Source organism: Duganella sp. GW821-FHT01E12 (assembly GCF_059422325.1).
In genome coordinates this window covers 348,744-370,939 of record NZ_JBWKWR010000003.1, presented here as the reverse complement: position 1 = coordinate 370,939, position 22,196 = coordinate 348,744, and the positions used below count along the sequence as shown (strand labels likewise).

The following is a 22,196-nucleotide window of genomic DNA, read 5'->3' as shown; positions in this document are numbered from 1 at the left end:
GTCATTCTTTACGGAGTGGTTGGGCCGTGGCGGTGGCGACTTTGGGTTCGCACACGTCCTTCGGCAAGTCTTTCGCGGCGGCGGCGGCCTGCATGCGCATGGCGTCCTGCTCCATCTGCGCGTTGATGCAGGTCGAGCCCTCGGCCACGCAGCGGTTCAGCACCAGGTCGTACAGGCCTTTGTCGACGCTGCCGAAGTGCATGATCGGATGCTTGATGGTCGGCTTGTCGAGCTCGGCGTAGCCGGCGCGGGTCAGCGCGCCGCTGGCGCGGGTCTTGGCGACCCAGCTGTCGAAGTCGGCCTGGGTGACGCCGTGGTATTTGAACTTCATGTCCGAGAAGCCGGCGCCGCTGTAGTTCGACGAGAAGCCGTCATACACGCCGACCTTGTTCATCACCGCGTTCAGCTGCGTTTCCATGCCGGGCATGGTGTAGACCATGCCGGCCAGCGCAGGGATGTAGAACGCGTTCATCACGGTCGAGGCCGTCATGTGGAAGCGCACCGGCACGTCGACCGGGGTCACCAGCTCGTTGACGGTGGCGATGCCCTGTTCCGGGTAGATGAACATCCACTTCCAGTCCATCGCCACCACCTGCACTTCCAGCGGCTTGACGCCCAGCGCCACCGGACGGTTTTCGTCGATGCGGCTCAGCGGACGGTAAGGGTCCAGCAAGTGGGTGTAGATCCAGGTGATCAGGCCCAGCACGATGATGATCAGCAGCGGAGCGCCCCAGATCAGCAGTTCGAGCTTGGTCGAGTGGTCCCAGTCCGGCTTGTACTCGGCGGAAGTGTTGGACTTCCGGTAGCGCCAGGCGAACAGGCAAATTAAGAACATGACGGGTACGATAATCAACAGCATCAGCAGCGTTGACACAACGACAAGGTGTGCCTGCTGGGCTGCGATATCACCGGACGGGTTCAACACCACCGTGTTGCAGCCGGCTAGCCACAACAGCGGCGCGAGGAACAGTCCACGACGCGCGAGAGGAGGAATCATGAGGTAATCTACGTTACAGTATGTGGATGATGTGTTACTGTACCAATCACGGAATGTTCCTGCCATTGGACACTTTGTCCCAGGGGCCTGGGCATGATCGTGATAAAAATATCAACGAACAGAGACAAAGACTATGGCCACTACGACGACACCACATGGCGTGCAGGTTGGCGCCCAAGAACCATCCAAGGCCGGTAACGATGCACGCATCATCCATGCACGGGACGACGATCACATTTCACCCGGCGAAATAGCCGTCGGCGTGGTCATCGGCCGCGCTTCCGAGTATTTCGATTTCTTTGTCTATGCAATAGCATCCGTGCTGGTGTTCCCTTCGCTGCTGTTCCCGTTCGACGGGCGGCTGGAAGGCACTTTGTACGCGTTCACCATCTTCTCTTTTGCCTTTATTGCAAGGCCGATCGGCACCGTGATCTCGATGGCCATCCAGCGCCGCTACGGGCGCGAGGCCAAGCTGACCGGGGCGCTGCTGCTGCTCGGCTCCACCACCGCCGGCATCGCCTTCCTGCCCTCCTACGCCGACAACGGCTTCTATTCCATCCTGATCCTGTCGGTGCTGCGCATCGGCCAGGGCCTGGCGCTGGGCGGCTCGTGGGACGGCTTGCCGTCGCTGCTGGCGCTGAACGCGCCGGAGAACAAGCGCGGCTGGTACGCGATGCTGGGCCAGCTGGGCGCGCCGGTCGGCTTCTTCATCGCGGCCGGCCTGTTCTGGTACCTGATCGGCAACCTGAGCGACCTGGACTTCATGGACTGGGGCTGGCGCTATCCGTTCTATGTGGCCTTCGCCATCAACGTGGTGGCGCTGTTCGCCCGCCTGCGCCTGACCTCGACCAGCGAGTACGCCAAGCTGCTGGAGGAGCGTGAGCTGCAGCCGACCAGCGTGATCGAGATGGCCAGCTCGCAGGGCCGCAACCTGATCATCGGCGCCCTCGCCGCCCTGGCCAGCTATGCGCTGTTCCATCTGGTGACGGTGTTCCCGCTGTCGTGGATTACGATCTATTCGCCGCGCTCGGTCACCGGCTTCCTCGGCACGCAGATGGTGGGCGTGGTGCTGATGGCGGCGGGTGTGGTGGCGTCGGGCGTGATCGCCGACCGCATCGGCCGCCGCCGCACGCTCGGTACGCTGGCCATCCTGATCGCGGTGTTCAGCGGCTTCGTGCCGATGCTGCTCAACGGTGGCGAAGGCGCGCAGGATACCTTCATCATGCTGGGCTTCGCGCTGCTGGGTCTGTCTTATGGCCAGGCTGCGGGCGCGGTGACGGCCAACTTCCCGGCGCAGTACCGCTACACCGGCGCGGCTTTCACGTCCGACCTGGCGTGGCTGGTGGGCGCGGGCTTCGCGCCGCTGGTGGCGCTGGGCGTGTCGTCGCAGTTCGGGCTGGCGTATGTGGGCTTGTATCTGCTGTCGGGCGCGGTCTGCTCGCTGGCGGCGCTGAGCCTCAACCGCGCGCTCGATATCCGCAACTGACCGTTCGCCTTTGATTCGCACCCCGAACCGACGCGGGGTCTGCGGGTTGGCGCGGCGCACAGGGGGCGTGCACTTCTGCTAAGCTTTCATTCTTCACCACCTCACGGAGTTTCGAATGAAGGTATGCATAGTCGGTGCCGGCGCCATCGGCGGTTTTATCGGCGCGCGTCTGGCCGTGGCCCAGGCCTGCGAGCTGAGCGCCTACGCGCGCGGCGACACCCTCGCCGCGCTGCGCTTACATGGCTGGCGCCTGCAAGAAGGCGACGTCCTGTCCCAAGCGCCCGCCCGCGCCAGCGACCATGCGGCCGATCTGGGGCCGCAGGACGTGGTCGTCATCGCCGTCAAAGGCCAGGCGCTGGCCGCCGTGGCGCAGCAGATCGCCCCGCTGATCGGGCCTCATACCCTGATCCTGCCGGCCATGAACGGCGTCCCCTGGTGGTTTGGACAGGGCGTTCCCGCCATCGGCGACGCGCCGCTGGACAGCGTCGACCCCGGCGGCGTGATCGCGGCGGCCTTGCCTTATGGGCAGGTGCTGGGCTGTGTGGTCCACGCCAGCACGTCGGCGCCCTCGCCCGGCCTGGTCAGCCACAAGATGGGCAACGGCCTGATCATCGGCGAGCCGGCCGGCGGCGATTCAGAACGCGCGCAGCAACTGGGCGCCCTGCTGCGCCTGGCCGGCTTCGACGTCAAGGTGTCGGCCGATATCCGCTACGACATTTGGTATAAATTATGGGGGAATATGACCCTGAACCCGGTTTCGGCCATCACCGGCGCGACCGCGGATCGCATCCTGGACGATCAGCTGGTGGCGGAATTCTGCCGCGCCGCCATGCGCGAGGCGGCCGTCATCGGCCAGCGCATCGGCTGCCACATCGCTGAAACGCCCGAGCAGCGCCATCTGGTCACGCGCAAGCTGGGCGCGTTCAAGAGCTCCATGCTGCAGGACGCCGAGGCGGGCCGCACGCTGGAGCTGGACGCGCTGGTGGCGTCCGTGCGCGAGATCGGCCAGCGCCTGCGTCTGGCCACCCCGCACATCGACGCCCTGCTGGGCCTGACCCGCTTGTTCGGCCGTGTGCACGGCCTGTATCCGGCCCCGGTCACTCCCACGTAGGCGCGTCCGCCCGGCGCTTGCCGGGCAAGCGGACATGGCGAAAGCCTCCCCAAGGGTGGGGTGGCGCACTGGGCAGGGCACCAGCCAGGCCAGACGCCTAACGCTCGTCGCGGTTGCCCCGCTCATCGCGGCTGCCCGACTGGCGCTGGGCCGGATCGCTGTTCTCCTTGTTCTTCGTCGTGCGGCTGGTGTCCACGCTCTGCTGCTGGCTGCCGCCGCGTGTGCCGCTCTGTTGCGAGCCTGGCGTGCCCGACTGCTTGGCCTCGTCTGGTTTTTGGCGCTGGGTCATGATCGTCTCCTGTGGAAATGGCTAAAGGCCGGCGTAGCCGACTCCCCATCATCGTCCAGCCGGCCACAGCGCGGTATAGGCGCGCCGCTCAGGCCGATGTAAGACCAGACTGAGTTCCCAAGGAACATAGGGCGTTGCGCAAATGCCTCAATGTTGCAAACGCGGCCATTTCAGTTTCCCCGGCGCCCACGCCGCATGACTCGCGCAGCCATGCGTTTGGCTTCCAAAGCCACTGCAAAGTCGCCAGTCACTCCCCGGTTTCGCTCTAAGATCGGCTCATTGCAGTAATGACACCGTTTCTGAGAAACCGCTATGACACCAGCATTGAACGTACACGCAGCACTGTCGGGTAAGCGCGTACTGATTACCGGCAGCACCGGCTTCCTCGCCAAGGTGGTGCTGGAAAAACTGATACGCAGCGTGCCCGACATCGCGCGCATCGTGCTGGTGATACGCGGCGGCCGCGGCAAGACCAACGGCGACGCCCGCACCCGCTTCGAACGCGACATCGCCACCTCCTCCGTGTTCGACCGCCTGCGCGCCGAACGCCCGGCCTTCCTGGCCGAGTTCTTCGCCGAGCGCATCGAGTGCGTGACCGGCGAGGTGACCGCGCCCTGCTTCGGCCTGAAACTGACCGAGTTCAACGCGCTGGCGCGCCGCGTCGATCTGGTGATCAACGCCGCCGCCAGCGTCAACTTCCGCGAAGCGCTGGACGAGGCGCTGGCCATCAACGCCCTCAGCGTGCAGCACGTCGCCGAACTGGCGCGCGCCGCCAACGCGCCGCTGGTGCAGGTGTCGACCTGCTATGTCAACGGCTACAACCGCGGCGACATGCTGGAGCAGAACGTCACACCGGCCCGCGCCGCCATTCCGCGCCACAGCGACGGGCATTATGATTTATACGGTTTACTCCAACACCTGCAGCACCGCGTGGCCGCCGTCAAGGCCGAGACCAGCGATCCCGAACAACTGGCGCGCCGCCTGACGGAACTGGGCATCGCCGAAGCCAATTACCACGGCTGGAACGATACCTACACCTTCACCAAATGGATGGGCGAGCAGCTGGCGATGCAGGCCATGCGCGGCAGGACGCTGACCATCGTGCGCCCGTCTATCATCGAAAGCACCTTGCAGGAACCGGCGCCGGGCTGGATCGAAGGCGTCAAGGTGGCCGACGCCATCATCCTGGCCTACGCGCGCGGCAAGACCAGCTTCTTCCCCGCCAAGGCCAACGAGATCGTCGACATCGTGCCGGCCGACCTGGTCGCCAACAGCATCGTGCTGGCCGCCGCCGAGGCGCTGACCGAGCGCGGCGCCACGCGCATCTACCAGGCCTGCACCGGTTCCGCCAATCCGATCTCGGTCGGGCGCGTGATCGAACTGTTCCAGACCGAATCGCAGCGCAACTGGCGCAACTACGAACGGCTGTTCTACAACGAGCCCAAACACGGCTTCCGCGTCGTCAGCCGCCCGGTCTTCCTGTTGATGCTGCGGGCCATGAGCCTCGGCGCGACCGCCTGGAGCGGCGTGCGCCGCCTGCTGGGCGCGGGCGACTCGCCCAAGCTCGAAGCGCTGCGTACCACGCAGCTGCTGGCGCTGACGTTCTCGTTCTACACCGCGCCGCGCTACGTGTTCCATAACAAATCGCTGATGGCGCTGGCGCGGCGCTTCGGCAGCGAAGACCGGGCGCGCTACGCGGTCGATCCGGCCGTCATCGACTGGCCGGACTACCTGTGCCGCATCCACATGACGGGCCTGAACCGCTATGCGTTGCGGCCGCGCTCACCGAAGTCGGCGGAGGCGGCGGCAGCAGCGGCGGCGCCCGTGGCAGAGACAGAAGCAAGACCGGTAAAAATATAAGCGGATGCCGGCAAAGATCCGGCGCCGCATGAGGAGACAGCATCACATGAGCAAACCAACCGCAGCACCGGCGGCAATGACACGTCGCGACTATGCGTGGCACCGCATGGACACCGACAAGAACCTGATGGTCATCAACAGCATCCTGCTGTTCGAAGGCGCGGTCGACATGGAGCGGCTGATCTCGACCATCGGCCTGCGCCTGCCCAACTACCCGCGCTTCACGCAGAAGGTGGTGCGGCGCCACGGACGCCCGCACTGGGTCGAGGACGAGCAGTTCGACATCGCCCAGCACATCAAGCTGGAACGGATGGCGCGGGACGTCAGCCGCGAAGAGCTGCAGGGCCACATGACCCGCATCGCCCACCTGCCGCTGGAGCGCGACCGGCCGATGTGGCATATGACGGTGCTGGACCGCGTCAACGACTGGCACGCCATCGTGTTCCGCGTCCACCACTGCATCACCGACGGCCTGGGGCTGGTGCACGTGCTCAATCATCTGACCGACGACAACGGCGTGCATGGGCGCACACCCTCGCCGGTCGGCCATCCGCACCGCGCCACGGTGGCGCACAACGCTGTGTGCTCGGCGGTGGCGCGCGGCGTGTCGTGGCTGAAGATCGCCTTCCACGTGGCGCGGCTGTCGGTGCTGTGGCCCGACGCGCGCAGCCAGTTCAAGGCGCCGATGACGGGCGCCAAACAGCTGGTGTGGCTGCCGCCGCTGGAGATGGACCGTGTGCGCGCCATGTCCAAGCGCATGGGCGTGACCCTGAACGATGTGTGGGTGGCGGCCGTCTCCGGCGCGCTGCGCCAGTACCTGGGCGAGCGCGGACAGCGTCCCGACGGCCGCGCGCTGCGCGCTGCCGTCACCTTCAACCTGCGCGAGAAGGCCAACGCCTTCCAGCTCGGGAACGAGTTCGGCCTGGTGGCGGTGGACCTGCCGACCAATGTGGACGATCCCTGCATGCGCCTGCGCCAGTCCAGCGAACGCATGACCGCCATCAAGCGATCGCACCAGCCGCGCGCCACGATGGCCTTCCTGTCGATCGCAGGCTGCCTGCCGACCGCGCTGCAGCACTTCGCGCTGAACCTGTTCACGTCCAAGGGCTCGGTGGTGCTGACCAATATCGAAGGCCCGGGCAGCCGCCGTTACCTGGCCGGCTCGCGCATGACGGATTTGATTTGCTGGGTGCCGCAGGCGGGCAAGCTGGGCGTGGGCTTGGCGTTCATCTCGTACGCAGGACAAATCCAGCTGGCCCTGTTCGTCGACACCGACCTGGTGCCCGACCCGGAACGCCTGATGGCGCTGACCTACGACGCCTTCGAGGAACTGGAGCTGGCCACCCGCACGGCACCGGCAGAAACGCCCCAGGAAACCAGCGACGCCGGCATGGCGGGCGTCCCGGTAGCACACGCCCGCTAATCCGCTCCGGGAGACAAGGGGCAGGCCCCGGCCGTGCGCCCGCAGGAAAGCAGCGCCGCCGGCCCTTGCCCGTCAAATCATTGAATCAGGGGCCGCGCGGTGAAGGAAGCGCCCGTTACGGATATTCAATTTCGAACAAATTAAAACTAACCAATCGCAACCTTCAGAAGCCAATGTATAGTCCCTCGTTTAGCGAGAACTGTGATAATCAGGCAAGCAAGACTTAACCAGAAAAAGAAATGTTCAGCACCCACCCACCGCGAGCCGCTAGGACCAGATTTCCACCATGAAGGTCCCTGTGCGGATTGCCAAAATTCCTCAAAGGTTTTTGATTCAGTTACCGATGTCGCCACAACACCTCCGCACGCACCTGCGGCAATCATAAAGAATAAGCTCAGCCCTAGAAATAGCGGCGACCCGACTAGCGCCACAAGGAATTCACCACCTTTTTCGCTTGCCAGCGCCCCTATAACTGCAACTAAACCGCTCGCCGACGACAGGTAAATCCCAATATGAAATTTCGTGTAGTCGTAAAGGCGCTCAAGGCGCTTATCTTCCTATGTTTGCGCAGTAGCTAAGGATGTAGTTCGCGATTTCATTTTTTGATCTTTAACGACTAAATGGCTGTTATACATTCCACTACTTGAATGAAGAACTATACCGTGACTTCAAAATAAAATAGTCGCACATTGTAACTTTCGACACCATTGCTACAACTGTCGTCATACCTCCGTCATATTCGACAAGTACATTCAGCTACCACTTTCACACTGGAGCTGCATGGCATGAATACGGTCGTCCAACCGGCGCGCGTCAGTCCCGCCGACAGCAAGAACACTCCCGTCACCGCCCTGATCTTCGTCGTGCTGCTGGTGGCGGGCCTGCTGTTCAGCGCCTACAGCCTGCGCTCCGACGTCACCGAGGCCGGCCCGGTCGCCACCAGCTGGCTGCCCTACATGCTGCTCGGCCTGGCCCTGCTGATCGCCCTCGGCTTCGAATTCGTCAACGGCTTCCACGACACCGCCAACGCCGTCGCCACCGTCATCTACACCAACTCCATGCCGGCCAACGCCGCCGTGGTCTGGTCCGGCTGCTTCAACTTCCTCGGCGTGCTGACCTCCAGCGGCGCGGTCGCGTTCGGCATCATCTCGCTGCTGCCGGTGGAGCTGATACTGCAGGTCGGTTCGAGCTCCGGCTTCGCGATGGTGTTCGCGCTGCTGATCGCCGCCATCGTCTGGAACCTGGGCACCTGGGCGCTCGGCCTGCCGGCATCGTCCTCGCACACCATGATCGGCTCCATCCTCGGCGTCGGCATCGCCAACGCCATGATGCACGGGCGCGACGGCACCAGCGGCGTCGATTGGGCGCAGGCGGCCAAGGTCGGCTACTCGCTGCTGCTGTCGCCGCTGGTCGGTTTCGGCTGCGCCGCCATGCTGCTGCTGGCGCTGCGCGCCCTCGTCAAACGCCGCGAGCTGTACGAGGCGCCGGCCGGCAACACACCGCCGCCGTGGTACATCCGCGGCCTGCTGATCCTCACCTGCACCGGCGTGTCCTTCGCGCACGGCTCCAACGACGGCCAGAAGGGCATGGGCTTGATCATGCTGATCCTGGTCGGCACCGTGCCGATGGCTTATGCGCTGAACCGCGCGCTGCCGGCCGACCAGGTCACGCAGTTCGTGGCCGTGGCCCAGGTCACGCAGCAGTCGCTGCAAAAATACATGCCGGCCGGCGCGGCGCCGGTGGCCGATCCGCACCCTGCGCTGTCGGCCTACATCCGCAGCAAGGCGATGACGCCGGCCGTGGTGCCCGCGCTCGGCGCGCTGATCGGCGACATCGGCCAGGCCGTCAGGCAGCATGGCTCGCTGGCCAAGGTCCCGGCCGAGACCGTGAGCAACGTCCGCAACGATATGTACCTGGCGGCGGAAACCATGCGCGTGATGGACAAGACCCGCGCCCTGCCCTTCGACCCCGACACTGCCGCCAACCTGAAGGCGTTCAAGCAGCAGCTCGACGACGCCACCAAGTTCATTCCGCTGTGGGTCAAGGTGGCGGTGGCGATCGCGCTGGGCCTGGGCACCATGGTCGGCTGGAAGCGCATCGTCGTCACCGTCGGCGAGAAGATCGGCAAGTCGCACCTGACCTACGCGCAGGGCGCGTCGGCCGAACTGGTGGCGATGCTGACCATCGGCGCAGCCGACATGTACGGCATGCCGGTATCGACCACGCACGTGCTGTCTTCCGGCGTGGCCGGCACCATGGCGGCCAACCGCTCCGGCCTGCGATGGTCCACCGTCCGCAACCTGGCCATGGCCTGGGTGCTGACGCTGCCGGCCGCGATCCTGTTATCGGGTTCGCTGTTCTGGCTGTTCTCCCACATTTTCTGAACCAAGGACGCACCATGCGACTGAATGAAACCGATTTGATGGAGCGCGTGCAGCGCGAACTGACCGACAGCTACGACGAAGAGCTGGAGATGGAGTTGGAAGACCGCGAGATCGATCCGGTCACACGCGAAGTGCTGGTCTCCGAGCGCAGCGAAGCGGCCAAGGAAGCCCGCCGCCAGTATTTCCGCGAGCTGTTCCGCCTGCAGGCGGAGCTGGTCAAGCTGCAGGACTGGGTGGTCCACACCGGCCACAAGGTGGTGATACTGTTCGAGGGCCGCGACGCCGCCGGCAAGGGCGGCGTGATCAAGCGCATCGTGCAGCGCCTCAATCCGCGCGTGTGCCGCGTGGCCGCGCTGCCGGCGCCGAACAACCGCGAACGCACGCAGTGGTACTTCCAGCGCTACGTGTCGCACCTGCCGGCCGCCGGCGAGATCGTGCTGTTCGACCGAAGCTGGTACAACCGCGCCGGCGTCGAGCGCGTGATGGGCTTCTGCAGCGACGACCAGTACGAGGAGTTCTTCCAGACCGTGCCGGAATTCGAGCGCATGCTGGCCCGCTCGGGCATCCAGCTGATCAAGTACTGGTTCTCGATCTCCGACGAGGAACAGAACGCCCGCTTCCTGGGCCGCATCCACGATCCGCTCAAGCAGTGGAAACTGAGCCCGATGGACCTGGAATCGCGCCGCCGCTGGGAGGAGTACACCAAGGCCAAGGAGATCATGCTGGAGCGCACCCACATTCCGGAAGCGCCATGGTGGGTGGTGCAAGGCGTGGACAAGAAGAAGGCGCGCCTGAACTGCATCCACCACCTGCTGGAGCAGATGCCGTATGTGGAGGTGGAGCATCCGGCGATCCAGCTGCCGGAACGCGAGTACCACGACGACTACGTACGCCGCCCGGTGCCGGCCGAGATCATCGTGCCGGAAGTGTACTGAGCTGCGGCGCTGTGCTAAAGTTGGCCGATCGACTATGTTAGGAGATCGGCATGCGACTCGGCCACGTCACCCCCATCCTGAGAAGCTTCGACGAAGCGCAGTCGCGCGCGTTCTACGTCGACTTCCTCGGCTTCACTATCGACTGGGAACATCGCTTCGAACCGGGCTTGCCGCTGTACCTGCAAGTGTCCAGGGACGGCTGCGTCCTGCATCTGACCGGGCATTTCGGCGATTGCAGTCCGGGCGCCGCCGTCCGCATCGCCACCAGCGGCCTGGATGCCTACCACGCCCAGCTGATCGCCAAGCAGTACAAACATGCCCGCCCCGCCATCGAAGCCATGCCTTGGGGCAGCCGCGAAATGTCGATCAAAGACCCCTCCGGCAACCGGCTGACATTTGTCGGCACGGACAATGATGCGTAAAATCGCGCTCTTTAAGGACGGCCCATGGCCTGGCTCTTCATCAAATACCTGCTGACTTCAGCGGTGGTCGTGGCGGTCTCCGAGTTCGCCAAGCGCAGCGACCGCCTCGGCGGCCTGATCGCGTCGCTGCCGCTGGTGACGCTGCTCGCGCTGATCTGGCTGTATGTCGAAAAACAGCCCGAGCAGAAAATCGCCAATCACGCGTGGTACACCTTCTGGTACGTGGTGCCCACGCTGCCGATGTTCCTGGCCTTTCCGACGCTATTGCCACGGATCGGTTTCTGGCCGACCCTGCTGGCTTGCGTCGTCATCACGATCGTCTGCTTCGGGCTGTTCGCGCTGCTGGTGCGGCGCTTCGGCATCGAGTTGCTGTGATACCCGCCGTGATCAGAAGCGGTGGCGCAAGCCCACCGTGAGCTGGCGGTTGCCGATGCCCGGTTCCTCGCTGTTGCCTTCCGTGTAGCCCGCGCCGTTGTGGTTGCGGATCAGCGCGTACGAGGTGTAGACGTCGGTGCGCCGCGAGAACGCGTACATATAGGCCAGCGCGTACTGCTGCGCATCCTGCTTGCGCGCGCCGCGGTCGTTCTTGCGGATGTAAGTCGCCACCACCGTGCTGAAGCCGAACGGCGCCGACACGCCGAGCAGCATGTCGGTGCTGTCCGTAGACGCGACCGGCGCCGGCCCCTCGAAGTTTACCGCCGAACTATTGAGCGTCGCGCTATTCAAGCCCTTGTCGACGCCGTAGCCGAAAAAGGCTTTCGCCGGGCCGAAATCATAGTTCGCGCCCAGCAGCGTATTGCGTGCGGAAGTGGTGTTCTTCAACGTCGCTGTGTCGTTGTTCTTGTTGTGGTAGGCCAGGCGGATGGTGAACGGCCCGTTGACGTAGCCGAACGAGCCGCCCAAGGCGCGGCTGGCGCTCTGGTCGCCCGCCACCTCGCCCGCCACATACATGGCGTCGGCGCTGAAGCCGTTGACGGTCGGCGTGCGGTATAGCACCGAATTGCCAGCCCGGAAGCCGGTCGCCGCCATCAGGTTGTTGGAGCGCGCGATGCCGTTGCGCAGCGGGTCGACTATCGTGTTGAGCGTGGTGAACAGCGGCGTGTCCTGCAGGCCGATCGACACCGCGCCGTACCGGCCGCCCAGGCCGACGATGCTGGTGCGGCCGAACAGCGTGTTGTTCTGCGTCGAGCTGCCGGTGTCCGCGTGTATGCCGCCTTCGATGACGAAGAAGGCGTTCATGCCGCCGCCCAGGTCTTCGCTGCCGCGGAAGCCCCAGCGGCTCTGGGTCGCCATGCCGCTGGTGGCGCGGGTGGAGGTGCCGGCGATGCCGCCACGGTCCTGCGAAAGGCCCATGTCCATCACGCCGTAGAAGGTCACGTTGCTCTGCGCCAGCACGGCGCCGGAACAGGTGGTAAGGACGAGCGCACCCACCGCATAAATGCGTTTTTTCATTTTGATTGTCTCCGGAATTATTAGGTCGGCATCACGCCGGCTGGTTCAGGCCGCGCGGTTCGGGGTCGGGAATCGCTTCGATCTTGCCGAGGACGAAGACGAAGGAGACGATGCCGATCAACAGGATCACGCCGGCCACCATGAAGGCGTTGGTGAACGAGTTGGTGGCGCCGACGATCATGCCGGTGACGATGGGAGCCGCCGCGCCCATCAGGTTGTTGGCGAAGTTCATGATGCCGCCGATGGTGCCGGCGCCGCCCTTCGGCGCGATCAGCGACGGCAGCGACCAGCCCACCGGCGCCGCCGAAGCCAGGCCGCCCAGCGCGATCGAGATCCAGAAGATGGCCCACACCGGATCGGTGGTCTGCGTGGCGCCGAACACGGCCAGGCCCAGCACCATGCCGCACACCAGCACGCCCTTGCGCACCAGCGATTCGTTCTTGCCGCGCGAGATCAGGTGGTCGATCAGCCAGCCGCCCACGAACAGGTCGGCCACGGTTGCCACCGCCCACGGTATCGCGGCGAAGCCGGCCGATTTCAGTATGCTCATGTGCATGGTCTGCACCAGGTAGCCCGGCAGCCAGGTCAGGAACAGGTAGAAGGAGTAGCCGTAGGCCGCGAAGCCGATGGTCAGGCCCCATATCTTGGATTTGGTCAGCAGGTAGCCCAGCATGTTCAAGGCGCCCGCCTCGGACGGACCTTCCGGCGCGGCGCCGCCTTCCTGGATGTAGCGCAGTTCCTGCTTGCTCAGCCTTGGATCGGCGCTGGGATCGCGGTACAGCACATAGAAGGCGATGAAGTAGCTGAAGCTCAGGAGGACGGTCAAGCCGAAGCCCCAGCGCCAGCCGAAGGTGACGATGGTCAGCGCCAGCAGGGGCACGCCGATCACATTGGAGAACTTGGCGGCGGCGTCGAAGATCGCGGTGGCCATGCCGCGCTCGTTGCGCGGGAACCAGTAGCCGGTGGCCTTGGCGCTGACCGGGAAGGCCGGCGCCTCGGCGATGCCCAGCAGGATGCGCGCCGCGAAAATGCCCGCGAAGCCGCTGGAGAAGGCGGTGATGGTGGCGGCCAGGCCCCACAGGAAGGCGCCCCAGCGTCCGACCCTGGTGGGGCCGAAGCGGTCCATCACCATGCCGACCGGGATTTGCAGCAGCGAGTAGGACCAGGCGAAGGCGCTGAACAGCAGGCCCAGTTCGACCGGCGTCAGGTTGAACAATTCCTTGATCTGCGGCGCGGCCACGGACAGGCCGATGCGGTCGATGTAGTTGATGAGGACGCCGACGCCCAGCAAGGCGCCTATGCCCCAGCGCCGTTTCGGAATTTTTGTTGTAGTGCCTGTTTTCATGTTATCTCCAGTGAAATTATGGATTGCACGCTATTGCTGCGGCTAAGGGTGTTGCAAAATAAGGCTGACCAGCTGCTGTGGCGGCAAGGTCAGGTCCAGGCGCAGGCCGGCTTCGTCGGCCTGCAAAGGTTCAAGGTCGCGCAACTGGCTGTCGAGCAGGCTGGCGGGCATGTAGTGGCCGGCGCGCGCTTGCATGCGGCTTTCGATCAGGCCCCGCTCACCGCTGAGGTGAGCGAAGCGCAACTCCGGATCGCCCTCGCGCAGCAGGTCGCGATAGCGGCGCTTGAGGGACGAGCAGGACAACACCAGTCCCTCGCCCCGCTGCTTCGCTTCGCGGATCTTGCCCTGCAGCGTCAGCAGCCAGCCGGCGCGGTCGTCGTCGTTGAGCGGAATGCCGGACGACATCTTGGCGACGTTTTCCGGTGGATGAAAACTGTCGCCCTCCAGAAAGGCGTAGCCAAGCTCGGCGGCGAGGCGCGAACCGATCTCGCTCTTGCCGCAGCCACTGACGCCCATGACAACCCAACGATTAACTGCTTTCTTGTCCACACATGCCCCTGATTTGTTAGCGCTAACATGTGATGCAGTGTAGCGGCTGAGCGATTTTTGTAAAGAATTATTCATGCTGCGGCGCAGCAAGTGTGGCGATGCGGGGACGTTGGAGCGGAATTCAGCGACCTGGCCTCGGCCGGGCTTGAAAATTCCGATTGGTGATGATAGCGCTATCAACCGAAAAACAGGAGGGCCGGCTACCGGCCGACGGACTGGCCGGGATCGAACCGTTCAATACGCCGTCTGCGTGTAGGGCCGCGCGGCGGCGCCCTTGCCCCAGGCGGTATCGGGCTTGCTGGACATCGTGAAGACCAGCTCGCCGCCAGCGGTGATCTGCTCGTGGCGCAGGAAAGTCTGCGCCAGCGGCTTGCCGTTCAGGGTCACGCCGGCGACGTAGACATTCTCCGCGCTCAGGCCCACGCTGCGGATGGTGAAGACCTTACCGTTCGGCAGATTCAGCACGGCCTTGTCGAGGAAAGGACGGCCGATCACATACTCGTTGCTGCCCGGCGCCACCGGATAGAAACCCAGCGCCGTAAAGGCCAGCCACGCGGACATCTGCCCCAGGTCGTCGTTGCCGGACAGCCCGGCCGGCGTGGTGCTGTACTGCGACGCCACCACCTGCGTCAACCGCTGCTGCGTCTTCCACGGCGCGCCGGCGTAGTTGTACAGGTAGGCCACGTGATGCGACGGCTCGTTGCCATGCGCGTAGTGGCCGATCAGGCCGGAGATGTCCTCCATGTGCGCATACACCTTCTCGTCGACCTTAGCGTCGAACATCATGTCTATCTTGTTCTGCAAGGCCGCGTCGCCGCCCAGCATCTTGATCAGGCCCGCGTTATCGTGCGGCATATACCAGGAATACTGCCATGCGCTACCCTCCGTGTAGTCGCTGCCGAAGTTCGACAGCACCGGATCGAACGGTTCGCGGAAGGTGCCATCGGACTTCTTCGCGCGCAGGAAGCCGGTCTTGGTGTCGAAGGAATTGCGGTAGTTCTGCGCCCGCTTGTAGTAGCGCGCGGCGATATCCTTGCGCCCCATCTTCTCGGCCATGCGGGCGATGGTCCAGTCGTCGAAGGCGTATTCCACCGTCTTCGATGCCGCCTCCGGCTCCAGGTCGATGGGCACGTAGCCCAGCTTCATGTAGTGCTGAAGGCCGCCGTACGGGCCATATTCCGCGCTGCTGGTCATCGCCTTCAAGGCCTCGTCGGCGTCGAAGCCCTTCAAGCCCTTCATGTAGGCGTCCGCGATCACCGGCACCGCGTGGTAGCCGATCATGCACCACGTCTCCAGCCCGTGGAACTGCCACACCGGCAGGATGCCGTACGGGCTGGCCTTCTGCGATTCGATCAGCGAACGGACGAAGTCCACATTGCGCTGCTCCGGCTGGATCAGCGTCAGCAAGGGATGCAGCGCGCGGTAGGTGTCCCACAGCGAGAAGGTCGAGTGGAAGCGGAAGCCCTGCGCCTGGTGCACCTCGTTGTCCGGCCCACGATAGCGGCCGTCGCGGTCCATGAACAGGCTGGGAGCAAGCATGCTGTGGTACAGCGCCGTGTAGACCATCTTGCGCATATCGGGCGCCGCCTCGATCGCCACCGCGCCCAGCGCCTCGTTCCACGCGGCGGACGCCTTGGCGCGTTCGGCGTCGAAGTCCCAGCCGGGCATCTCGCCCAGGTTGGCGATCGCGCCCTCCTCGCTGACGGCCGATATCGCCACCTTCACTTCCAGCTGCCCGTCCGCCGGCACGCCGAAGTCCAGGGCGCCGACCAGCGCCTTGCCTTCGACCATGGCCTTGTCGCCAGGTCCGCTGCCCGGACCCGCGAAGCCCTTGTATTCGACGTCCGCCTCCATGTTGCGCAGCGCGCGCGACGTCAGCGGATGCGAGAACGCGACCGCGAAGTACAACTGCCGGCCAGCCGCCCAGCCGCGCGTCTCGCGCATGCCGGTGATCAGCGTGTTGTCGCGCACGCGCAGGCGCGACCACAGGTTCTTGGCCTTGTAGTCGTAGATGCTGCTGCGCAGGTCCAGGATCACCTTGGCCGCCGCGCCTCTGGCGTAGCGGTAGCGGTGCAGGCCAACGCGCTCGCTGGCGGTCAGTTCGACATCGACCTCGTTGTCCATCAGCTTGACCGCGTAGTATCCCGGCTCCGCATGTTCGTCCTGATGCCGGAAGCGCGAGCGGTAGCCGCTGAAGGGCCGCTCGGGATAGCCCGGTTCCAGCTTGGTCTCGCCGCTGTAGGGCATCAGCAGCAGGTCGCCGAGGTCCGAGTGGCCGGTGCCGGAGAAGTGCGTGTGCGAGAAGCCCAGGATGCTGTCGTCCTCGTAGCGGTAGCCGGCGGCCCAGGGGTAGCTCTGGCGGAACGGGCGCACCTGCGTGTCTGGACTCAGCTGGATCATGCCGAACGGCCGCGCCGCGCCGGGGAAGGTGTGGCCGTCGCCGCCGGTGCCGATGAAGACATCGACGGCGGCGGCGGGAGAAGCCGCTGGCGCCGCCGCTGCGGGAAGAGTCGAAACCAGCGCGAGCGCGCCGGCTGCCAGCAATTTAGTCGCGAACATACGGCTTCCAGTTGTGAGGTCGATCCGACGTTATAGCGCCGTACGCCGCACCGGTCAACCGGATGCCGCCTTGATAGCCGCTTGTTTAGCGCATCCGCTAAACAGCCAGCTTATTTATACCATGGCCGGGTGATTTGCAGCGGCCGCACATCGAGCCGCAGGTTGAGTATCGAATAGCCCTCCGTGGTGGCCGACGCGTAGCCGACGCTGTCCGCCAGGCGGCTGAACCTGAACTCGAAACCCAGCTCCTGGCGCGCCTCGCCCGGCTCGGCGGTGGCGATGCCGGTGGCCTCGGTCTGCGCATTGTCGATCAGCTTTTCCATCAGCACCAGCACGGCGTTGTGGCCCAGGATGTCGGTGGTGTAGACCGGCGTCCTCAATGCGGGCTTTTGCGGATCGACCCTGCCCTCGACCTTGTCGGCCGAAGGCGTGAACTGGCGGCTCACAAGGTTGTAGCGGTCGCCGCGATCCAGATAGCTGATGCGCACATTGGAGATGTTGAAATCCCTGGCGCCCGGATCGACAGCGGCCTGCGACAAGTCCAGCAGCAGCGCACCCTGGTAGCCGAGCACCTCGACCTCGCGCGCCGAGTTGATCACCATCGCCGTGTTTTCATCGACGCCCAGTCCCAGCTTGTAGCCCTTCTTCAGCATGGCCGGCAGCATGCGGGCAAAGCGCCCGCGCGCCAGCAGGTGCTGGTCGACGAAAACGTCGTTGCCGATGAAGCCCAGTCCCGGCGCCAGTTCGCGCCCGTCGTTGACGCCCTGGGCCAGCGTGCCGAACACGGTTTTGGCGTTGTAGTACATGGTGCTGCTCATGATCGCCGCCCCGGCGCTGCTGCCGGCGACGACGCCGCCGCGCCGGTACACATCCCATATCGCCTCCAGCACGGCGGTGCGGCTGCCGTCCGGACGCACCAGCGCTTGCGTGATCAATGCCTGGTCGCCACCGGCAAAATAGACGCCGGCGGATGCGCGGATGGAACGCGCCAGCTTCTCGTCTTCGGCATCGCGCCGGTAATCGCGGTCCGCCAACCGCACCGCCAGCGGCACCACAAACGCCGACGCGCCGTAGCGGTTCAGGCAAGCGGCCAGATTGGCGCCGGAGCGTTCGGGATAGGCGGCGGCCGACGGCATCACCGCGATGCGCGCTCCGGCGCCCCCGGCCAGTTGCACCACCCGCTGCCAGACCACCGCGTTATCCGCCCGCAGCGCCCCTCCGACTATAACCAGCGTGCCTTGCGGCGCAAGCTCCGCGGCGCCGGCGGGCGCGCCCCAGGCCAGGCAAATCATCAGAACAAACCAAAACCGCATCATCCTGCCTGCCAATCCCTTGCTGCCCATCCAACCCTCCCCTTTCCAAAGACCGTAAGCATACTTATATTTTTGACGAGTTTGACGTCCCATTTTCACACGAGTGGAAGTTACATGCAAAATCGACTACCATGATTAAAAACCAACCAGGGAACAGTCATGGTAACCAGCGTCACATCGGGCAGCGCGCGCAGAATGGAACTGGGCGTCAGCGCTCAGGACCAGATCAACATGCTCCTCAAGCAGATCAAAACGCTGCGCAAACGGGTGGCGCAACTGCAGAAGCAGATGATGAACGAACCAGATCCGGCAGTGCGCCTGCAGCTGTCCAAGGAAATCATCGACGTCGAGCGCACCATCCAATTGCTGGAACGGCAGATCGCGCAAATCGAAGAAGCCGAACGGCGCCGCGCCAAGGCAAGGGAACAGGCGCAGCATGCGATGGCGGCGGAAAGCCAGGCAGGCCCGAAGTAAAGACGCGATGGACACCTTGTTTGAGGTCCTGCTCAATCTGGAAACGGGCGGCGGCCGCGAGACCTCGAAGACGCTGTATCGCCAGCTCGAAGCGGCCATTCTCGACGGGCGCCTGGTCGCCGGCGCGCAGTTGCCGCCGACCCGGCGTTCGCAGGCCATCTTCCGCGTGTCGCGCAACACGGTCCTTGAGGTCTACGACAAGCTGCTGCAGAAAGGACTGGTCGTGGCGCGGCGCGGCTCGGGGACCTATGTAGCCGAGCGCACGATGATGCCTGCTCCCTTGGAACGGCAGGCGCTTGCCGGCACGCCGGATCCGCGCCTCAACCCACTCTGGCTGAGTCCGGACATCAAGCACGCCATGGGCTTCTGGCAAGACCAGCCGGCCGAGCCGCTTGCGCCGCCCGACGCCGGGCTGGTGGACTTCCGTCCGGCCCTGGTGGATTCCAGGCTGTTTCCGCATGAAGTGTTCCGCCGCATCAGCGCCAAACAATTGCGCGGGCTCGAACGGAAACCGGCCGTGTTGAAGAGCGCCCAGGGCAACCAGGGCAACTACCGCCTGCGCGAAGCCATCGTCAACCATATCGGGCTCACCCGCGCCGTCGTCAGCGGGCCCGACAGCGTCCTGGTCACCTCCGGCGCACAGCAGGCGTTCGACCTGCTGGCCAGGACGCTGGTGATTCCCAATCAAACCGTGGTTGCCATCGAAGACCCCGGCTATCCGCCGATGCGCGCGGCCTTCGCCGCGGCGGGCGCCCGGCTGGTGCCGGTCGGCGTGGACGAGGAAGGGCTGCTCACGGGCGCCATTCCCGCCGACGCGGGAGTGATCTGCGTGACCCCGTCCCACCAGTTCCCGCTGGGCGTGGCCATGTCCATGCGCCGCCGCGCCGCGCTGCTGGCGTTTGCCCGCCGCCACGGCGCCGTCATCGTCGAAGACGACTACGATGGCGAGTTCCGTTTCGGCGGCAGTCCGATGGAAGCGCTCAGGACGGCCGACGCCGCCGCCAGCGTGTTCTACGTCGGCACTTTTTCAAAATGCATGCTGCCGGCGCTGCGGCTGGGCTACATCATAGCCCCCGACTGGGCCATGTCGACGCTGACCGCCGCCAAGAATTGCCTCGACTGGCACTGCTCGACGCCGGTCCAGCTGGCCGTGGCCGGCTTCATCGGCGAAGGGCACCTGAGCCATCACGTGCGCAAGGTGCGCGATATCTACAAAAAGCGCCGGCGGCTGCTGCTCGAGCTGCTGCGCGCAGAACTCGCGCCATGGCTCGATCCCCTGCCCTCGTTTTACGGCATGCACATAGCAGTCTTTGCCAAGGTGCCCGTCGATCTCGAACGGGTGACACTGGCGCTGCGGGCGCACAACGTCAAGCTGCATACGCTGGACCGATACTATTGCGGCCCGCTCAAGCGGCCAGGCCTGGTGTTTGGCTACGGCGCGGTCGACCTGGCCCAGATACGGCACGGCATGGCGCTGCTGCGCCTTGCCCTGTCGGGCGCCGCCTGAGCAAGTGGCCCAGTATATTTTGCTCGAAGTGGCGCTTCCCGCCACCTTCGGCCGCTCCTATAGTGGGCTACCTAAACCACATAGAGGCAACCATGAAACTGATGCAACTGGGCCGCGTATTGGCATACACCGGTGTTCTGGCTTCGCTGTCCCTGCCGGCCCATGCCCAGGCCAGGCGCGACGGCGCCCATGATTTCGACTTTGCACGCGGCGTCTGGCACACGCACATTACCCGCGTGCTGAATCCCTTTGACGGCGGCAACAAGAGCGAAACCTCCGACGGCACCAAGACGGCGACAGCGCTGTGGGGCGGCAGCGGCTGGATCGAGGAACTCGACGTCAACGGCCCCGAAGGAAATTGGAAGGGCGCCACGCTGTTCCTGTACAACCGGAAGTCGGGCCAATGGAGCCAGTCCTACATCGACGCCGACAGTGCCGAAGTGGACGGGCCGGAGATCGGCGAGTTCAAGGACGGCCGCGGCGAATTCTACGCAACGGTGAAGCGCGACGGACGCACCATGCTCGCGCGTGGCGTCTGGTCGGACATCACCGCCAATTCGCACCGCTATGAAATCGCCTATTCGCGGGACGGCGGCAGCACCTGGGCTCCCGTGTTCAAAGCCTACCTGACGCGCTTGAGATAGACAAATGCATCTTGCCGCCCTCACCGATCAATAAAACCCGGCCGGCCCGGCGAAATTTGGTAACATAGGTGCTTGCTTTTTACATCACACTTATGCGTGAACACCTGCTTACCCCTTCGCTGTCCGCTTCCTCGCCGCCGGTCTCGCTATATTCGATCCGATCGAGCTTCTTCGTGGCGTTTCTCGGCGGCCCTGCCGCCGTCATCCTCTATTCGACGCTCAATTCGTGGCGGCTGCGCCGCATGCTCGATATTCCGGTTTACCTCGTAGCCATCGTGCTGCTCGCCCTGCTGGTCTACGGCGCGCGCGGCGATGTCGCTTATTTCGCCTGGCTGCGGCAGGCGCTTGGCAGCGATACGACCCGCTTCCTGTCGCGCGCACTCGCGCTGGCGCTGTGCGGGGTGTTCTACCTGCTGCATAAAAAGCAGCACCGCTCGGCCACGCTGTTCGACAGCAAAGCGCCGTCGCCGTGGATACCCGCCGTCGCCAGCATGGTGCTTGGCTATGCCGTCACCGTGGGCCTGGCCGCCCTGCTGATCCGGGACGCGTCATGAGCGATATGACCGTGCTCTCGCCCCGCGACTATGCGCTCCAGCTCAATGGCCTGATCGAGCGCCGGCGCCTCCAGCAGGCGCGCACCGTGCTGTCGGAAGCGCTGCAGCAATATCCGCAGGATAGCCAGCTGCTGTTCGCCTCCGCCCATCTCGACTACCTGAGCGACGACAAGCAAGCCGCCCGCCAGACGCTGCATGCCATCCTCGCGCGGGAACCGCTGCACTACGCCGCCCGCTCGCTGTTAATCAATGTGCTGGAAGACGGCGAAGAACTGGAACAGGCCGAGCTCCTCATCATCGAACTGCTGCGGGAATATCCCGAGGAGGCGTTCCAGTACGCGCGCTATGCGATGCTGATGTACCGCACGCTCCACATCGACAAGGCCAAGGAACTGGCACGCGAGGCGCTGCGGCTCGACCCGGAGGACGAACTCGCGCTGACCGCCTGCCTGATCGGCGACATCATCGACGGCCGCCGCGGCGCCGAAGCCGCGAGCCTGGCGAACCTGATGCGCGGCCACCCGGACAGCCAGACCACGGCGCGCATGCTGGTCAGCCACCTGGTCAGCCGCGGACGCTATCGCGCCGCCAAACGCATCGCCATCGAACTGCTGCAGCTCTATCCGCACTCCACCGAAATCCTGGAACTGGTGGTCAAGCTGGATGCGCTGAGCCACTGGAGCATGCTGCCCCTCTGGCCGTTGAACCGCTGGGGCTGGGGCGCTTCGGCCGCGTTCTATTTCATCACCCTGCTGGCGATGAACCTGATCCGCAAGGACGGGCCCACCCTGGCAGGCATCGCCACCTGGACCATCCTCGGATACTGCGCCTACTCGTGGGTCTATCCCCCCTTACTAACGCGCTGGCTGAAACGCCGCGCAGGACTTTAAAA

20 protein-coding genes are annotated in these 22,196 nt (G+C 64.7%); 13 read left to right on the top strand and 7 right to left on the bottom strand.

All coding sequences use genetic code 11. The annotated features are described in order from the left end of the window. Position 1: 1 nt before the first annotated feature. Complete coding sequence (gene cyoA / locus AC07WS_RS11580; RefSeq protein ID WP_494729206.1) at positions 2–997, bottom strand: ubiquinol oxidase subunit II; 996 nt, start codon at positions 995–997, stop codon at positions 2–4. A 133-nt stretch (positions 998–1,130) separates the two neighbouring features. Between cyoA and AC07WS_RS11575 the strand changes: the two genes are divergently transcribed. Next, positions 1,131–2,483, top strand: a complete 1,353-nt coding sequence (locus tag AC07WS_RS11575; RefSeq protein WP_494729205.1) for an MFS transporter — start codon at positions 1,131–1,133, stop codon at positions 2,481–2,483. A 115-nt stretch (positions 2,484–2,598) separates the two neighbouring features. Continuing rightward, positions 2,599–3,594 (top strand): 2-dehydropantoate 2-reductase, encoded by a 996-nt coding sequence (locus tag AC07WS_RS11570; protein ID WP_494729204.1) that lies wholly within the window; start codon positions 2,599–2,601, stop codon positions 3,592–3,594. 97 nt (positions 3,595–3,691) lie between these two features. On the opposite strand, the gene AC07WS_RS11565 is transcribed toward AC07WS_RS11570, so the two are convergent. Beyond that, positions 3,692–3,883 carry a hypothetical protein gene (locus AC07WS_RS11565; RefSeq protein ID WP_494729203.1) on the bottom strand — a complete coding sequence of 64 codons (192 nt, stop codon included), beginning with the start codon at positions 3,881–3,883 and terminating at the stop codon, positions 3,692–3,694. A 312-nt stretch (positions 3,884–4,195) separates the two neighbouring features. Here AC07WS_RS11565 and AC07WS_RS11560 point away from each other — a divergent pair, with 312 nt between their 5' ends. From AC07WS_RS11560 to AC07WS_RS11535, 6 genes are all read left to right on the top strand, one after another. Beyond that, the gene (locus AC07WS_RS11560; RefSeq protein WP_494729202.1) at positions 4,196–5,743 is read left to right on the top strand and encodes an SDR family oxidoreductase; all 1,548 of its coding nucleotides are present in this window, start codon (positions 4,196–4,198) and stop codon (positions 5,741–5,743) included. Positions 5,744–5,789: 46 nt separating this feature from the next. Next, on the top strand, positions 5,790–7,166 hold the full coding sequence (locus tag AC07WS_RS11555) for a wax ester/triacylglycerol synthase family O-acyltransferase (RefSeq protein ID WP_494729201.1): 1,377 nt from the start codon (positions 5,790–5,792) through the stop codon (positions 7,164–7,166). A 785-nt stretch (positions 7,167–7,951) separates the two neighbouring features. After that, a complete protein-coding gene (locus AC07WS_RS11550) occupies positions 7,952–9,550 on the top strand; it encodes an inorganic phosphate transporter (protein ID WP_494729200.1) in 1,599 nt (532 codons plus the stop codon). Between the two features lie 14 nt (positions 9,551–9,564). Beyond that, positions 9,565–10,485: a polyphosphate kinase 2 gene (gene ppk2, locus AC07WS_RS11545; protein WP_494729199.1), complete on the top strand. Its 921-nt coding sequence runs from the start codon at positions 9,565–9,567 to the stop codon at positions 10,483–10,485. Between the two features lie 50 nt (positions 10,486–10,535). Further along, positions 10,536–10,907, top strand: coding sequence for a glyoxalase superfamily protein (locus AC07WS_RS11540; RefSeq protein WP_494729198.1), 372 nt, complete (start codon positions 10,536–10,538; stop codon positions 10,905–10,907). A 24-nt stretch (positions 10,908–10,931) separates the two neighbouring features. Then, entirely contained in the window at positions 10,932–11,282 is a 351-nt protein-coding gene (locus AC07WS_RS11535) for a DUF3147 family protein (RefSeq protein ID WP_494729197.1), read from the top strand. A gap of 12 nt (positions 11,283–11,294) precedes the next feature. Here AC07WS_RS11535 and AC07WS_RS11530 read toward each other — a convergent pair whose 3' ends face one another. The 5 genes from AC07WS_RS11530 to AC07WS_RS11510 form a co-directional block, all read right to left on the bottom strand. Then, positions 11,295–12,359, bottom strand: a complete 1,065-nt coding sequence (locus AC07WS_RS11530; RefSeq protein ID WP_494729196.1) for a porin — start codon at positions 12,357–12,359, stop codon at positions 11,295–11,297. 31 nt (positions 12,360–12,390) lie between these two features. Continuing rightward, positions 12,391–13,704 carry an MFS transporter gene (locus tag AC07WS_RS11525; RefSeq protein WP_494729195.1) on the bottom strand — a complete coding sequence of 438 codons (1,314 nt, stop codon included), beginning with the start codon at positions 13,702–13,704 and terminating at the stop codon, positions 12,391–12,393. Positions 13,705–13,746: 42 nt separating this feature from the next. Then, positions 13,747–14,220 (bottom strand): gluconokinase, encoded by a 474-nt coding sequence (locus tag AC07WS_RS11520; RefSeq protein WP_494729516.1) that lies wholly within the window; start codon positions 14,218–14,220, stop codon positions 13,747–13,749. A gap of 267 nt (positions 14,221–14,487) precedes the next feature. Then, positions 14,488–16,812 (bottom strand): GH92 family glycosyl hydrolase, encoded by a 2,325-nt coding sequence (locus AC07WS_RS11515; RefSeq protein ID WP_494729194.1) that lies wholly within the window; start codon positions 16,810–16,812, stop codon positions 14,488–14,490. A 110-nt stretch (positions 16,813–16,922) separates the two neighbouring features. Beyond that, positions 16,923–18,104 (bottom strand): cyanophycinase, encoded by a 1,182-nt coding sequence (locus AC07WS_RS11510; protein WP_494729193.1) that lies wholly within the window; start codon positions 18,102–18,104, stop codon positions 16,923–16,925. Between the two features lie 180 nt (positions 18,105–18,284). On the opposite strand from AC07WS_RS11510, the gene AC07WS_RS11505 reads away from it, so the two are divergent. From AC07WS_RS11505 to AC07WS_RS11485, 5 genes are all read left to right on the top strand, one after another. Next, complete coding sequence (locus AC07WS_RS11505; protein ID WP_494729192.1) at positions 18,285–18,599, top strand: hypothetical protein; 315 nt, start codon at positions 18,285–18,287, stop codon at positions 18,597–18,599. A 7-nt stretch (positions 18,600–18,606) separates the two neighbouring features. Next, the gene (gene pdxR / locus AC07WS_RS11500) at positions 18,607–20,106 is read left to right on the top strand and encodes a MocR-like pyridoxine biosynthesis transcription factor PdxR (protein ID WP_494729191.1); all 1,500 of its coding nucleotides are present in this window, start codon (positions 18,607–18,609) and stop codon (positions 20,104–20,106) included. Between the two features lie 92 nt (positions 20,107–20,198). Then, positions 20,199–20,750 (top strand): hypothetical protein, encoded by a 552-nt coding sequence (locus tag AC07WS_RS11495; RefSeq protein ID WP_494729190.1) that lies wholly within the window; start codon positions 20,199–20,201, stop codon positions 20,748–20,750. Between the two features lie 92 nt (positions 20,751–20,842). Beyond that, entirely contained in the window at positions 20,843–21,304 is a 462-nt protein-coding gene (locus AC07WS_RS11490; RefSeq protein WP_494729189.1) for a hypothetical protein, read from the top strand. Further along, complete coding sequence (locus AC07WS_RS11485; protein ID WP_494729188.1) at positions 21,301–22,194, top strand: tetratricopeptide repeat protein; 894 nt, start codon at positions 21,301–21,303, stop codon at positions 22,192–22,194. The genes AC07WS_RS11490 and AC07WS_RS11485 overlap by 4 nt, the downstream gene beginning before the upstream one ends. Positions 22,195–22,196 lie beyond the last annotated feature (2 nt).

Excerpts from the sequence above, each read along its gene's own strand:
- AC07WS_RS11530 (WP_494729196.1), bottom strand. The coding sequence starts at position 12,359 with ATGAAAAAACGCATTTATGCGGTGGGTGCGCTCGTCCTTACCACCTGT.
- AC07WS_RS11490 (WP_494729189.1), top strand. The coding sequence starts at position 20,843 with ATGCGTGAACACCTGCTTACCCCTTCGCTGTCCGCTTCCTCGCCGCCG.
- AC07WS_RS11510 (WP_494729193.1), bottom strand. The coding sequence starts at position 18,104 with ATGATTTGCCTGGCCTGGGGCGCGCCCGCCGGCGCCGCGGAGCTTGCG.
- AC07WS_RS11540 (WP_494729198.1), top strand. The coding sequence starts at position 10,536 with ATGCGACTCGGCCACGTCACCCCCATCCTGAGAAGCTTCGACGAAGCG.
- cyoA (WP_494729206.1), bottom strand. The coding sequence starts at position 997 with ATGATTCCTCCTCTCGCGCGTCGTGGACTGTTCCTCGCGCCGCTGTTG.
- AC07WS_RS11525 (WP_494729195.1), bottom strand. The coding sequence starts at position 13,704 with ATGAAAACAGGCACTACAACAAAAATTCCGAAACGGCGCTGGGGCATA.
- AC07WS_RS11550 (WP_494729200.1), top strand. The coding sequence starts at position 7,952 with ATGAATACGGTCGTCCAACCGGCGCGCGTCAGTCCCGCCGACAGCAAG.
- AC07WS_RS11575 (WP_494729205.1), top strand. The coding sequence starts at position 1,131 with ATGGCCACTACGACGACACCACATGGCGTGCAGGTTGGCGCCCAAGAA.
- AC07WS_RS11485 (WP_494729188.1), top strand. The coding sequence starts at position 21,301 with ATGAGCGATATGACCGTGCTCTCGCCCCGCGACTATGCGCTCCAGCTC.
- AC07WS_RS11515 (WP_494729194.1), bottom strand. The coding sequence starts at position 16,812 with ATGTTCGCGACTAAATTGCTGGCAGCCGGCGCGCTCGCGCTGGTTTCG.
- AC07WS_RS11560 (WP_494729202.1), top strand. The coding sequence starts at position 4,196 with ATGACACCAGCATTGAACGTACACGCAGCACTGTCGGGTAAGCGCGTA.
- AC07WS_RS11520 (WP_494729516.1), bottom strand. The coding sequence starts at position 14,220 with ATGGGCGTCAGTGGCTGCGGCAAGAGCGAGATCGGTTCGCGCCTCGCC.
- AC07WS_RS11555 (WP_494729201.1), top strand. The coding sequence starts at position 5,790 with ATGAGCAAACCAACCGCAGCACCGGCGGCAATGACACGTCGCGACTAT.
- AC07WS_RS11495 (WP_494729190.1), top strand. The coding sequence starts at position 20,199 with ATGAAACTGATGCAACTGGGCCGCGTATTGGCATACACCGGTGTTCTG.
- pdxR (WP_494729191.1), top strand. The coding sequence starts at position 18,607 with ATGGACACCTTGTTTGAGGTCCTGCTCAATCTGGAAACGGGCGGCGGC.
- AC07WS_RS11505 (WP_494729192.1), top strand. The coding sequence starts at position 18,285 with ATGGTAACCAGCGTCACATCGGGCAGCGCGCGCAGAATGGAACTGGGC.
- AC07WS_RS11570 (WP_494729204.1), top strand. The coding sequence starts at position 2,599 with ATGAAGGTATGCATAGTCGGTGCCGGCGCCATCGGCGGTTTTATCGGC.
- ppk2 (WP_494729199.1), top strand. The coding sequence starts at position 9,565 with ATGCGACTGAATGAAACCGATTTGATGGAGCGCGTGCAGCGCGAACTG.
- AC07WS_RS11535 (WP_494729197.1), top strand. The coding sequence starts at position 10,932 with ATGGCCTGGCTCTTCATCAAATACCTGCTGACTTCAGCGGTGGTCGTG.
- AC07WS_RS11565 (WP_494729203.1), bottom strand. The coding sequence starts at position 3,883 with ATGACCCAGCGCCAAAAACCAGACGAGGCCAAGCAGTCGGGCACGCCA.